The 13,576-nt window shown below is 73.4% G+C and carries 9 protein-coding genes; 8 read left to right on the top strand and 1 reads right to left on the bottom strand.

Annotated features, from left to right (window positions below):
- Nucleotides 1-92 precede the first annotated feature (92 nt).
- Nucleotides 93-374, top strand: coding sequence for an HU family DNA-binding protein (locus Scani_RS31185; RefSeq protein ID WP_006605312.1), 282 nt, complete (start codon nucleotides 93-95; stop codon nucleotides 372-374).
- A gap of 1,240 nt (nucleotides 375-1,614) precedes the next feature.
- On the opposite strand, the gene murA is transcribed toward Scani_RS31185, so the two are convergent.
- On the bottom strand, nucleotides 1,615-2,961 hold the full coding sequence (gene murA, locus Scani_RS31180; RefSeq protein ID WP_030986839.1) for a UDP-N-acetylglucosamine 1-carboxyvinyltransferase: 1,347 nt from the start codon (nucleotides 2,959-2,961) through the stop codon (nucleotides 1,615-1,617).
- Between the two features lie 297 nt (nucleotides 2,962-3,258).
- Here murA and Scani_RS31175 point away from each other — a divergent pair, with 297 nt between their 5' ends.
- The 7 genes from Scani_RS31175 (at nucleotide 3,259) to Scani_RS31145 (ending at nucleotide 13,569) form a co-directional block, all read left to right on the top strand.
- Complete coding sequence (locus tag Scani_RS31175; protein WP_159481102.1) at nucleotides 3,259-3,930, top strand: YqgE/AlgH family protein; 672 nt, start codon at nucleotides 3,259-3,261, stop codon at nucleotides 3,928-3,930.
- Nucleotides 3,931-4,121: 191 nt separating this feature from the next.
- Nucleotides 4,122-4,802, top strand: coding sequence for a hypothetical protein (locus Scani_RS31170; RefSeq protein WP_159481101.1), 681 nt, complete (start codon nucleotides 4,122-4,124; stop codon nucleotides 4,800-4,802).
- Nucleotides 4,803-4,929: 127 nt separating this feature from the next.
- Nucleotides 4,930-5,223 carry a DUF3039 domain-containing protein gene (locus Scani_RS31165; protein WP_026169910.1) on the top strand — a complete coding sequence of 98 codons (294 nt, stop codon included), beginning with the start codon at nucleotides 4,930-4,932 and terminating at the stop codon, nucleotides 5,221-5,223.
- Between the two features lie 550 nt (nucleotides 5,224-5,773).
- Nucleotides 5,774-7,429, top strand: a complete 1,656-nt coding sequence (locus Scani_RS31160; protein ID WP_159481100.1) for a beta-N-acetylhexosaminidase — start codon at nucleotides 5,774-5,776, stop codon at nucleotides 7,427-7,429.
- Nucleotides 7,430-7,762: 333 nt separating this feature from the next.
- Entirely contained in the window at nucleotides 7,763-8,659 is an 897-nt protein-coding gene (locus Scani_RS31155; protein WP_159481099.1) for an FAD binding domain-containing protein, read from the top strand.
- 73 nt (nucleotides 8,660-8,732) lie between these two features.
- Nucleotides 8,733-11,138 (top strand): (2Fe-2S)-binding protein, encoded by a 2,406-nt coding sequence (locus Scani_RS41855; RefSeq protein ID WP_159481098.1) that lies wholly within the window; start codon nucleotides 8,733-8,735, stop codon nucleotides 11,136-11,138.
- 100 nt (nucleotides 11,139-11,238) lie between these two features.
- On the top strand, nucleotides 11,239-13,569 hold the full coding sequence (locus tag Scani_RS31145) for a xanthine dehydrogenase family protein molybdopterin-binding subunit (protein WP_159481097.1): 2,331 nt from the start codon (nucleotides 11,239-11,241) through the stop codon (nucleotides 13,567-13,569).
- Nucleotides 13,570-13,576 lie beyond the last annotated feature (7 nt).

Here is a 13,576-nt window from a genome sequence, read left to right as displayed (position 1 = left end):
ACCAGACCCGGGTCCGGGGACTGTCCGAGGACCCTGGCAGCATCGGCTTCGATCTCACGCCTCATTGGCAAGAAGAACACGGGAGTACAAACATGAACCGCAGTGAGCTGGTGGCCGCTCTGGCCGATCGTGCCGAGGTGACCCGCAAGGACGCCGACGCCGTTCTGGCCGCCCTCGCCGAGGTGACCGGCGAGGTCGTCGCCAAGGGCGACGAGAAGGTCACCATCCCCGGCTTCCTGACCTTCGAGCGCACCCACCGTGCCGCTCGCACCGCGCGCAACCCGCAGACCGGCGACCCGATCCAGATCCCGGCCGGCTACAGCGTGAAGGTCTCCGCGGGCTCCAAGCTCAAGGAAGCCGCCAAGGGTAAGTAACACCCCCTAGCACGGCATAAGAGGCGGTCATCCCTTCCAGGGATGGCCGCCTCTTCGTGTGTCTCGGGGCGGGTGTGCCCGGTAGCGGGGGTGGCCCGGGGGCTATGTGGACGGGCGGAGGGGGCAGGGGGGCGTGTGCGGGCGTGTGGGGCGGTCTGTGGCTGCCGGGGGCGGGGTGGAGGGGCCGACGGGGAGTCGGGCGGGTGTGGGGCGTTGAGGGGGCCGTTGAGGGCTGTTGGGGGCTTGTGTGGGGGTGGGGCGGGGTGGTTGATGGTTGGTGGTGGGCGGGGACGGTGGGTTGCTGGTGGCAGGCTCCCGGCCGTCGGCAGCCGGCGGTCCGCAGGCGGCGCGCGCCGCCATGGCACCCCTGGGGGTGGTTCTCGGCAGCCGGACGGTCCCATGAGGCGCTTCCCCGTATGGCCAGCGCCTTGCGCCCTGTCCGGCAGCCGTAGCGCACCCGCCGGAGGCGACGCCGACCGTGAGCCGCAGCGCACCCGGGCCGGACGGCGACGCCGACCGCCACCCTGGTGGTGAAGTCCTGGTCCAGCCGGGCAGCCGTCCGGGTGACGTCTCAGCGCACGCCGTGGACGCGCACCAGGCGCCCGGCGGGGTCGTCCACCGGGGTACCGGCGAGGTCCGTCGGTGCCCCGTCGGTGCGTGGGCATGCGCGGGCTCGCCGTTCGCTGCGGGGGGCTGAATCCGCAGCGCCCTCAGGACCCTGCTGTCCGGCGTCAGTTGCTGTGGCCATGACGCGGCCGACGGCCGGGACCTGAGACTGCTGCTCGTTGGACCTGCCGGGCCTGCCGGGCCTGTTGGGGCGTGAGGGCCACTCCGCGCCGACTCCCCGGCGTTCGGCAGCAGCACCTCGCCCGCGGCCACCCGCTTGCCGTCCGACCGCGCGTACTCCTCCTGGACGAGCCGCTGTTGGTGCTCGACGCCGAGGGGCCGGTCGGTCTCCACGACGAGAGCGAGGAAATCCGTCGCAGCATGCTCGACGTCGGCGAACTCGGTGAACCGGGCGAACTCGCGGCGGCGCGTGCCCCGGGTACGGCGCGCGGCGCGAGGTCGGGTTACGGCGCGAGGCCCGGGGGGCGGCGCGGGCCCGGATACGGCGCAGGCCCCGGATACGGCGCAGGGCCGGGGGAGCGGTGGAAACCCGCCCCCTCGGCCCTCAGTTGGCCAGCGCCCCAGCCCTCAGTCGGGGCGGTGGCCAGTCCCCAGCCGGGACAGTACCCAGCCCTCAGTTGGGCAGTGCGCCGTTCGGCAGCTCGACGTCGGCGCCCAGCTCCACGAGCTTCTCCATGAAGTTCTCGTAGCCGCGGTTGATCAGGTCGATGCCGTGCACCCGGGAGGTGCCCTGCGCCGCCAGCGCCGCGATCAGATACGAGAAGCCGCCGCGCAGGTCGGGGATGACCAGGTCGGAACCCTGCAGCTTGGTCGGGCCGGAGACGACCGCGGAGTGCAGGAAGTTGCGCTGTCCGAAGCGGCAGGCGGAGCCGCCCAGGCACTCCCGGTAGAGCTGGATGTGCGCGCCCATCTGGTTGAGCGCGGACGTGAAGCCGAGCCGGGACTCGTAGACCGTCTCGTGCACGATCGACAGGCCCGACGCCTGGGTCAGCGCGACGACCAGCGGCTGCTGCCAGTCGGTCTGGAAACCGGGGTGGACGTCGGTCTCCAGGGCGATGGCGTTGAGCAGGCCGCCCGGGTGCCAGAAGCGGATGCCCTCGTCCTCGATCTGGAACGCGCCGCCGACCTTGCGGAAGGTGTTGAGGAAGGTCATCATCGACCGCTGCTGCGCGCCGCGGACGTAGATGTTGCCCTCGGTGGCCAGCGCCGCGGACGCCCAGGAGGCCGCCTCCAGGCGGTCCGGGAGGGCGCGGTGGGTGTAGCCGTCGAGTTTGTCGACACCGGTGATCCGGATCGTCCGGTCGGTGTCCATGGAGATGATCGCGCCCATCTTCTGCAGTACGCAGATGAGGTCCTCGATCTCCGGCTCCACGGCGGCGTTCGAAAGCTCGGTGACGCCCTCGGCCAGGACGGCCGTCAGCAGCACCTGCTCGGTCGAGCCGACCGACGGGTACGGCAGCCGGATCTTGGTGCCGCGCAGTCGCTGCGGGGCCTCCAGGTACTGGCCGTCGGCGCGCTTCTCGATCGTCGCGCCGAACTGGCGCAGCACGTCGAAGTGGAAGTCGACCGGCCGGCCGCCGATGTCGCAGCCGCCCAGGCCGGGGATGAAGGCGTGGCCGAGGCGGTGCAGCAGCGGGCCGCAGAACAGGATCGGGATCCGTGAGGAGCCCGCGTGCGCATCGATGTCCGCGACGTTTGCGCTCTCCACGTGGGACGGGTCGAGGACCAGTTCGCCCGGCTCGTCACCGGGGCGCACCGTGACGCCGTGCAGCTGCAGCAGCCCGCGCACCACACGTACGTCACGGATATCGGGCACGTTGCGCAGTCGGCTGGGACCGCTGCCGAGGAGGGCGGCGACCATGGCCTTCGGCACAAGGTTCTTCGCGCCGCGAACCCGGATCTCGCCCTCGAGCGGGGTGCCGCCGTGGACAAGCAGTACGTCGTCAGTAGAGACGGTCATGGATCTCGCGTTCCTGGAGACGGGCAGGGGCCAAGCTGAAATGGTAAGGGCGGTCGAGGGTGAGTCCGTAGGCCCGTGCACGTTCTGAGCATGTAATGGCTTTGCCACAACACGCTCCGCTACGATCCGCCTTTGATCTGTAATCACCCTTTGACTGAAATTGCCAGGGAATGTCTTGAATGGCCTATCCGACGCCGAGGGTGTGCGCCGGTGTTGCCGCCGTACGCCCTGCCCTGCTCTCGGCCGGGTCCGGGCGTTGACTCCCCGCTTCGGGCAGAAGTGCGGGATCATGTGGCCATGACCGAGGTGTCCTCGCTCACAGGGCGGCTTCTTGTCGCGACGCCCGCGCTCGCCGATCCGAATTTCGACCGCGCGGTGGTGCTGCTCCTCGACCACGACGAGGAGGGCTCCCTCGGCGTGGTCCTCAACCGTCCCACGCCGGTCGGTGTCGCGGACATCCTCGCGCCCTGGGCCGCGCTGGCCGGTGAGCCGGGGGTCGTCTTCCAGGGCGGCCCGGTGTCGCTGGACTCGGCCCTCGGGGTGGCCGTGGTGCCCGGCGGGCTGTCCGGCGAGGGCGGGATCCCGTCCGTGGACAGCGGCGCCCTGGCCAACGGCGAGGGCGCGGAGACCGCCGGCGCACCGGCCGCGGACCGGGCGGGCGTGCAGTCGGGTGACGAGCCGCTGGGCTGGCGCAGAGTGCACGGCGCGATCGGTCTGGTCGATCTGGAGGCCCCTCCGGAACTCCTCGCGGCGGTCCTCGGCAGCCTGCGGATCTTCGCCGGGTACGCGGGCTGGGGTCCGGGCCAGCTGGAGGACGAACTGGTCGAGGGTGCCTGGTACGTCGTCGAGTCCGAGCCCGGCGATGTCTCCTCGCCCGACCCGGAGCAGTTGTGGCGCGCGGTGCTGCGGCGGCAGCGCAACGAGCTGGCGATGGTGGCCACGTATCCGGACGACCCCTCGCTGAACTGACGCGCCGATCCGTCGCCGAACCGGCCCTCGCCGGTGGCGTTGCGCGGTGGGCCGAATTTTGTTGACGACTTGATTATTGTGACGGCTTCGTCATGCGGAATTGTCAGACCCCGTCGCTATGGTTCGAGATGACAGGGGACGGTGCGTGGTCGCGTCGGCGGGGCCGCGCTGGACAAGCGGGGGAGAGCGCCATGCACAGGCCGAGCGTGCCCGAAGACCTGGATCACCCGGAGCGCCTGTGGGCGCGCGCCGCGACGCTGGCGGTAGTGGCGGCCGCCATCGACGACTGGGACGAATTCTCCTGGAGCGGCCAGGGATTGCAGTGCTGGAACGACGGCGGCAGCTACTGGTGGCGGCTGAAGTTGTTCGAGGACGGCCGGGCCCTCCTCTGCGGCCAGGACTCGGACGGCAGTCATACGCACAGCGGCGGCCGCCAGATCGACTTCCTGGACGGCGGCCCCGCATGGCTGCCCTGGGAGCAGTTGCGCGAGGACGCCGAGGGTAATCTCTTCGGGTTCGTCTACTGGTGGCAGGACGGCGCCTGGGCGCGCGCCCCGTACCCCGAGAAGCTGCCGGACGACGGCCTGGAGATGGCCATGGGCTGGGTCGCGCCCGGCGACGACGCGGCCAGGGACATCGCCGAGGACCTCGTGGCCCGCGCGGAGACGGAGGTCGACGCCATGGCGGCGGTCCGCGCCTTCCTGGCCGCCGCCGAGGCCCGCAGGGTCGGCGCGGAGGACATCACCACACTCCTGGACGCGGTCTGCGGCCAGGACTGCTGGTACGAGGTCCGGCCGGACGCCGCACTGGCCTTCGCCACGGAGCTGGGCCTGACGGCCGGTTCCCGGGGCGGGGTGGCGGTGGCTTCCTAGGGCGTGCCGCAAGGCCCCGCCCCGTTCCACGGCCCGGGGCCCAGGGCGGCGGAGGCGGGTCGTGCGCTCCCCCTGGCGGCGGACCGACGCTCCCGGGTTGCCTCGGGCGTGAGTACCCTTGGCTGTTATGAGCACTCTTGAGCCCGAGCGCGGGGCAGGTACGGGGACCCTCGTAGAGCCGACACCGCAGGTGTCGCACGGCGACGGCGACCACGAGCGCTTCGCCCACTATGTCCAGAAGGACAAGATCATGGCGAGCGCGCTCGACGGCACCCCCGTCGTGGCGCTGTGCGGCAAGGTCTGGGTCCCGGGTCGCGACCCGAAGAAGTACCCGGTCTGCCCCATGTGCAAGGAGATCTTCGAGTCCATGGGCGCCGGTGGGGACAAGGACAAGGGCGGCAAGGACGGCGGCAAGAAGTAGCCGTCGGCTGTGACGCCGGGCCGGTCACGGCCGGTTGCCGGCGCGTGAACGCGGCAGGGCCGAGGAGCCGCAGGACGTGGCCACCCTTCGGGGCGCAGGCGTCCGCGGGGACGTAGCTTCCCTCGGGACGCAGCCGCCGTCCTGCGGTGGCGGTGTCCCGCCTCGGCGGTCTTGAGTACGGGTCCGGGTCTTCGTCGACCGGGCCCGTCCGGCATTCCCGGACGCGGGGTGCGGGGTGCCGGGTGCGAGGGAAGCGAGTGCCCTCCCTCACCCGGGGGAGGCGGCCGCCGTCCACGCCGGTCCCTGCCCGCCTCGGGCGCCGCCTCTCGCCGGGCGCACAACGGCCCCCGACCTCCCGGATATTGCCCCAGGCGATCGGCCCGCTCGTTCACCGCTTTGCCGGACGGGAACGGCCGAGGCGCGATCACGGCGGCGCGGGGCATGGCAGCATCGGCCGTGACGAGCATCCCCGTGCTGGTCTTCTTCTCTTCTTCGTACTCGTGCGGGCCGACCGGTCCTGGGCCGGGCGGCGCGGTGAAGGACGGACGGCATGCCGGACACAGACATCACCCCCACGGCGGCGGGCGGCGGCCTGGTTCCGGCGCCGCTGAGCATCGACGGGCCCTACCGCAGCGCGGTCCATCTCGGCGAGCACACCGCACTGGCGGCCGCGCCGGGCACCGAGGACACCGCGCAGTGGCTGCGCGCCACCCTCGGCGCGGCCTTCGGCCTGCCGCTGCCGCCCGGCTCCGGCGAGGCCACGGACACCCTCGCGCTCGCCCTCGACCCCGCCCTTCCCGCGGAGGGCTACCGGCTGGAGGCCGAACCCCGTTGGGGCGTACGGATCACCGGCGGCGGCCCGGCCGGGGTCTTCTGGGGAGCGCAGACGCTGCGTCAGCTCCTCGGCCCGCACGCCTTCCGCCGCGCGCCGCTCGCACCCGGGCGCGCGGCCGTCCTGCCGCAGCAGACCATCGAGGACGGACCCCGTTTCGCCTGGCGCGGCATGCTGCTCGATGTCGCACGGCACTTCCTGCCCAAGGACGGGGTGCTGCGCTACCTCGATCTGCTCGCCGCCCACAAGCTCAACGTCCTGCACCTCCACCTCACCGACGACCAGGGCTGGCGGATCGAGATCGCGCGCTACCCGGAGCTGACCGGGACCGGCGGCTGGCGGGAACGCACCAAAATCGGCCACCGGGCCTCCCCTCTCTGGGACGAGCGCCCGCACGGCGGCTACTACACCCAGGACGACATCCGCGAGATCGTCGCCTATGCCGCCCAGCGGCATATCACCGTCGTCCCGGAGATCGACATTCCCGGGCATTCGCAGGCCGCCATCGCCGCGTACCCGGAGCTCGGCAACACCGACGTCATCGACACCACCTCCCTGAAGGTCTGGGACACCTGGGGCGTCAACCCCAACGTACTGGCGCCCACCGACAACACCCTGCGGTTCTACGAGCAGGTGCTCGACGAGGTCCTCGCGCTCTTCCCCTCGCCGTTCGTGCACATCGGGGGCGACGAATGCCCCAAGGACCAGTGGAAGGCGTCCGCCGCCGCCCAGGAGCGGATCGCCGAGCTGTCGCTGGCGGGCGAGGAGGAGCTGCAGAGCTGGTTCATCCGGCACTTCGACCGCTGGCTCGCCGACCGCGGGCGGCGGCTGATCGGCTGGGACGAGATCCTCGAAGGCGGACTGGCCGAGCGTGCCGCGGTCTCCTCCTGGCGCGGCTGTGCGGGCGGTATCGCTGCCGCGAAATCCGGCCATGACGTCGTGATGTGCCCGGAACAGCAGGTGTACTTGGACCACCGTCAGCATCACTCCCCGGACGAGCCGGTGCCGATCGGCTTCGTACGGACCCTGGAGGACGTCTTCCGCTTCGAGCCGGTACCGCCGGAGCTGACCGCCGACCAGGCCGCGCACATCCTGGGCACCCAGGCCAATGCCTGGACCGAGGTCATGGACAGTCAACAGCGCCTCGACTACCAGGTGTTTCCCCGGCTGGCCGCCTTCGCCGAGGTCGCCTGGTCGCGGCTGCCCGCACCGGCCGACCGCGACTATCAGGAGTTCACCCGGCGGATGGCTGTCCACTACGCCCGCCTCGACGCCCTCGGCGTCGACTACCGCCCGCCCGGCGGCCCCCGCCCCTGGCAGAAACGGCCCGGAGTGCTCGGACGCCCGATCGACGGGGCGCCCCCAAACGTGTGAGCCCCGGTGCAAGGAGGGCGCTCGTGCGGCCGGACCCTGGGACGGTGGTGCGGTACGGCGGTCACCTCGTACCGCGGCACCGCCGTACCGGGCCTCGCCGTACCGACGGTGTGCGCGGCGCGGGACGCCTCCGCCGATGCGCCACACCGCAGTTCCCGCACGTCCGGCGGCGGACGAAACCGGACCAGCGCCCTGTTCGGGGACGGAACGCCGGTTCGCGGACCCTCGCGCCGGGGGCCCGGGAAGATGTGCCAGAGTTGCCACGTCCGGGCTGTGAGCACGTACCGTACGGCGGAGCGGAACTGCCGGGACACCGGGGAAGGGGCAGCTGGCTTGACCACGCACGCACCGCACGCGTCGCACACGGTGACGTTGCCGGCCTCGCTCGACGAGGCGGTGGCGGCGCTCACCGCCATGCCCGCCGCCGTGCCCGTCGCGGGCGGCACCGATCTCATGGCGGCGGTCAACGCCGGACTCCTCAGACCCGCAGCCCTGGTGGGCCTCGGCCGGATCAGCGAGATCCGCGGCTGGCAGTACCTGGACGGCCATGCGCTGCTCGGCGCCGGCCTCACCCTCGCCCGTATGGGGCGCCCCGACTTCGCCGCCCTGATCCCGGGTCTCGCCGCCGCCGCCCGCGCGGCCGGCCCGCCGCAGGTCCGCAACGCCGGCACCCTCGGCGGCAACATCGTGACCTCCGCGCCCACGGGCGACACCCTCCCGGTGCTCGCCGCCCTCGAAGCCACGGTGATCATCGCCGGCCCCGGGGGCGCCCGTCGCGAGATCCCGGTCAGCCACCTCCTGGCCGGCCGGGAGATGCTGAGCCCCGGCGAACTCGTCGGCTTCGTACGGGTGCCGCTGCTGCACGCCCCGCAGACCTTCCTCAAGGCCACCGGCCGCACCGGCCCCGGCCGGGCCACCGCCTCCGTCTCGCTCGTCCTGGACCCGGCCAGGCGCGGCGTGCGCTGCGCGGTGGGCGCGGTCGCCGCCATGCCGCTGCGCCCGCTGGAGGCCGAGCAGTGGGTGGCCTCCCTGATCGACTGGGACGGCGAACGCGGCCTGGTTCCCGAGGCGCTGACGGCCTTCGGCGACTATGTCGCCGCCGCCTGCATCCCGGACCCGGCGCCGCCCGAGGACGGTTCGGAACCGGCCGCCCTGCCGCCCGCCGCACTCCACCTGCGCCGTACGGTGGCAGCCTTGGCCCGCCGCGCACTGGGGAGGGCGCTCTCATGAGCGAGCGCAGTGAGCAGACCATCAGGAGGTGCGCGCCTCGCGCAGGCGAGGCCGAGCGAAGCGAGGGCTCGGCATGAGCGACGCAGACAACCGCCATCCGTACCAGCCGCACCCCGAGCAGGGCTGGCAGCCGCTGCCGCAGGGCGGCGAGTACGAGTCGGAGGCGACGGCCTTCGTGCAGCTCCCGGAGGGCTTCACCACCGGGGTGTACGGAGGCGGATCGCCCCGGTACGGCACCCCGGGCGCGGAGCCGCTCGCCGCACCCGGTCACGGCTACACCCCGCCGTCCTCCTTCACCCCGCACGACCCCGCGCCGCCGGTCGCGGGCGCCGGCACCGACCCGGCGGCCACCGGCCAGTGGACGATGCCGTTCGCGGACCCCTCGGCCGGGTACGCCGACCCGTCCGCCGGATACCCGGCCCAGGCGGAGTACGCGGCCCACCACGGCGCCGCCGACGGCTACCACGGCGACGCCCCCGAGGCGGCCCGGCCGTGGCACGCCGACCCGGTGGACTGGCCCGTCGCGGGCAGCCCGGAGGCGGGCGGCGCCGGAACCTGGTCGGTTCCCGCGGCGGCCGACGACGGTCTGGAGGAATCCGGCGAATACCTGGTCGGCGACGACGGACTGACGGGGTATTCGCCACTCACGGGTGGTCATCAGGGCCATCAGGGCCATCAGGATCACCACGACCACTCGGGCCACCACGGTCAATCGGGCCACCCCGGTCATTCGGATCACCATGGTCATTCGGATCACCATGGCCATTCGGGCCATCCCGGGCATCCCGGCCTCGCGGGGTCCAATGGTGCCGACGGTTACCAGGGCGGCGGGTACCCGGGCGCGGGTGCGTACGACGGCGCCGGGCACGCGACGGACACCGGCGAGGCCACTGCTACCGGGCACTGGAACTTCACCACCGGGCTGACCGCCACCAGCGGGGCGGAGGCAGCCCCTGCCGCGCCGCAGGACACCGCGCACGGCGGGGCGGCGCACGAGCACTTCGGCGGCGCCGCGGACGACCCGTATGCGCACGAGCGCGGCCTCCCGGCCCATGGCGCCGGGCCGGACGCCGAACAGCGCGGCGACGGCGGCCCGTCGGGCGGCGACCCGTACGGTGCGGGCGCGGGTGCCGGGAACGGCGCGGCCGGTGCGGCGACCGGGCACTGGTCGTTGCCGGCCGACGCGCTGGCCCAGTGGCCGCCCGCCGCGGAGACGGCGCAGCCGCCGCACGACGAGGCGCCGCATCAGCACGAAGCGCCGCATCAGCACGAGGCGGCGGACCGGCCCGACGGGGCGGCGGACGCCCCGGGGACGGACGGCTGGGCGGTCCCGGGTGCCGAAGGCGAACGGCAGGAGGATTCCGGCGAGTTCGCGGTCACCGACGCGGCCGGGCCCGTGACGTCCGCCGTGTCGGGTCCCGACGACGGTGCGGACGCCCCGCCGGAGCACGGCGAGCACCACGGCCTCACGGAGCTCGGCGGCCTCACGAACCTCGACGGCCTCGCGGACCCGAGGGGTTCCGGGCACGCCGGTGAGGGCACGGGGACGGGCGAGAGCGGCGACGAGGACGGCACCGGCGGTGCCGGCACTCCCGGCGGCCCGCGGTCCGTTGGCGGCGCCGAGTCCACCGGTACCGGGGCTCCGCTCGGCGACACCGAGGACTCCGGCGATCCCTCGGGCGCCGTCGGCACCGATCACGCCGTCGGCACCGGGGCCCCCACGGAGTCCGAGTCCGACGCCACGTCCATGGCCTCCCCGCCCGCTCCCGCCACCGGCCACGAAGACGGCCCCGACGCCGGGGACGGCCTCGGCGCCGCGGGCGAACCCGGCGCCGATGACTTCGACGAACACCCCGCCGCGTCCTACGTCCTGCGGGTGAACGGCATCGACCGGCCGGTCACCGACGCCTGGATCGGCGAGTCGCTGCTCTACGTGCTGCGCGAGCGGCTCGGACTGGCCGGCGCCAAGGACGGCTGCTCGCAGGGCGAGTGCGGGGCCTGCTCCGTCCAGGTGGACGGGCGGCTGGTGGCGTCCTGCCTGGTGCCCGCGGCCACCACGGCGGGCAGCGAGGTCCGCACGGTCGAGGGGCTCGCGGAGAACGGTGTGCCCTCCGACGTGCAGCGCGCGCTCACCGCGTCCGGTGCGGTGCAGTGCGGCTTCTGCGTACCGGGGATGGCGATGACCGTCCACGACCTCCTGGAGGGCAACCACGCCCCCAGCGAGCTGGAGACCCGTAAGGCGCTGTGCGGCAACCTCTGCCGCTGTTCCGGCTACCGGGGCGTGCTGGACGCCGTCGACGAGGTCGTCAAGGGCCGTGCGGAGGCCGCTGAGGCCGCCTACGGCCCGGCCGACGACACGGACGAGACCGACAGGCCGGCGCCGACGGACACCGCCCGTATCCCGCACCAGGCGGGCCCCGCCGACCCCACGGGCCACGCCCCGCACGACCAGGATCCGCACACGGGAGGCTCCGCATGAGCGAGCGCAGCATGGGGGTCCCCCCGGCCGGACACCGGGGAAGCATCACAGCGAGGCGCGCGCCGAGCGAATGCGAGGCCGGGCGAAGCGAGGTTTCGGCATGAGTGGCACGTCCGACGGCGCAGGTGCCGTCACCGCGACCCCGGCGGCGGGCACTCCGATCCCCGTCGAGGAGCCGGCGCACGGCCTGGGCGTGTCCCTGCCGTCCGCCGACGCACCGGCCAAGGCGGAGGGCACCTTCCCGTACGCCGCCGACCTGTGGGCCGAGGGGCTGTTGTGGGCCGCGGTGCTGCGCTCACCGCACCCGCGGGCGCGGATCCTGTCGATCGACACCAAGCACGCCGTGGAGATGCCGGGCGTGCGCGTCGTCGTCACGCACGAGGACGTCCCCGGTGACGCGGGCCACGGCCGGGGCACCGCCGACCGCCCGGTCTTCGCCAAGGACGAGGTCCGCCACCACGGCGAGCCGATCGCCGCGGTGGCCGCCGACCACCCCGACACGGCACGGCTGGCCGCCGCCGCCATCGACGTCGAGTACGAGATCCAGGAAGCGGTCACCGACCCCCAACTGGCCTTCGAAGCGGAGCCGTTGCACCCGGACGGCAACCTCATCCGGCACATCCCGCTCCGCTTCGGCGACCCGGATGTCGTGGGCGAGGTGATGGTCGAGGGGCTCTACCGGATCGGCCGCCAGGACCCGGCGCCCATCGGGGCCGAGGCCGGGCTCGCGGTGCCGCGCCCCGATGGCGGCGTGGAGATCTACACCGCCTCCACGGACCCGCACACCGACCGTGATCTGGCCGCCGCCTCCTTCGGCCTTGAACCGGACCAGGTCAAGGTCGTGGTGACCGGCGTGCCCGGCGCCACCGCCGACCGCGAGGACCCCGGCATCCAACTGCCGCTCGGCCTGCTGGCCCTGCGTACGGGCTGCCCGGTCAAGCTCGCGGCGACCCGCGAGGAGTCCTTCCTCGCGCACGCCCACCGCCACCCCACGCTGCTGCGCTACCGCCACCATGCGGACGCCGAGGGCAAGCTGGTCAAGGTGGAGGCCCAGATCCTGATGGACGCCGGCGCCTACGCGGACACCTCCGCCGACGCGCTGGCCGCCGCGGTCTCCTTCTCCTGCGGCCCGTACGTCGTCCCGCATGCCGTCGTCGACGGGTGGGCGGTGCGCACCAACAACCCGCCGTCCGGCCATGTGCGCGGCGAGGGCGCGTTGCAGGTCTGTGCCGCCTACGAGGGCCAGATGGACAAGCTGGCCGCCCGGCTGGGCCTGGAGCCCGACGAGATCCGGCTGCGCAACGTCATGGCCACCGGCGATCTGCTGCCCACGGGGCAGACGGTGACCTGCCCCGCCCCGGTGGCCGAACTCCTGGACGCCGTCAAGGAAGCGCCGCTTCCCGAGCTGCCCAAGGACGCGCCCGAAGCGGAGTGGCTGCTGCCGGGCGGCCCCGAGGGGGCGGGCGAACCGGGTGCGGTGCGCCGGGGCGTCGGCTACGCGCTGGGCATGGTGCACATGCTCGGAGCGGAGGGCACCGACGAGGTCTCCACCGCCACCGTCAAGGTCAGCGGCTCGGTGGCCACGGTCATCTGCGCCGCCGTCGAGACCGGGTCGGGGTTCTCCACCCTGGCGCGGCAGATCGTGCAGGAGACGCTCGGCGTCGACGAGGTGCACATCGCGGGCGTCGACACCGACCAGCCGCCGGCCGGCGCGGCCTGCCACGGGCGGCACACCTGGGTCTCCGGCGGCGCCGTCGAGCGCGCCGCCAAGATGGTCCGTACGCAACTGCTGCAGCCGCTGGCCCACAAGTTCGGGATGTCCACCGAGCTGCTGCAGATCAACGACGGCAAGATCACCTCCTACGACGGGGTGCTCAGCACCACCGTCGCCGAGGCGCTGGACGGCAAGGAACTGTGGGCCACCGCCCAGTGCCGGCCGCATCCGACGGAGCCGCTGGACGAGAGCGGCCAGGGCGACGCGTTCGTCGGCCTCGCGTTCTGCGCGATCCGCTGCGTCGCGGACGTCGACATCGAGCTCGGCACCATCCGCGTCGTGGAGATGACCGTCGCCCAGGACGTGGGCCGGGTGCTCAACCCCCGCCAGCTGCGGGCCCGTATCGAGGCCGGTGTCACCCAGGGCCTGGGGGCCGCCCTGATGGAGAACCTGCGCACCACCCGCGGTCAGGTCCGCCACCCCGATCTGACCGGCTATGCGCTGCCGACCGCCCTGGACGCCCCGGACATCCGCATCGTCAAGCTCGTCGAGGAGCGGGACGTGATCGCCCCCTTCGGCGCCAAGCCCGCCAGCGCCGTCCCGGTCGTCACCTCACCGGCCGCCGTGGCCTCCGCGGTCCGCGCCGCCACCGGCCGCCCCATCGGCCGCCTCCCGATCCGCCCGCAGGCGGCGGTGGCACAGGTGGTGCAGCAGTAGGAGGGGC

The sequence above is a fragment of the Streptomyces caniferus genome, assembly GCF_009811555.1.
In the GTDB taxonomy this organism is placed as follows: Bacteria; Actinomycetota; Actinomycetes; order Streptomycetales; family Streptomycetaceae; genus Streptomyces; species Streptomyces caniferus.
This window is presented reverse-complemented; position numbering and strand designations above follow the sequence as displayed.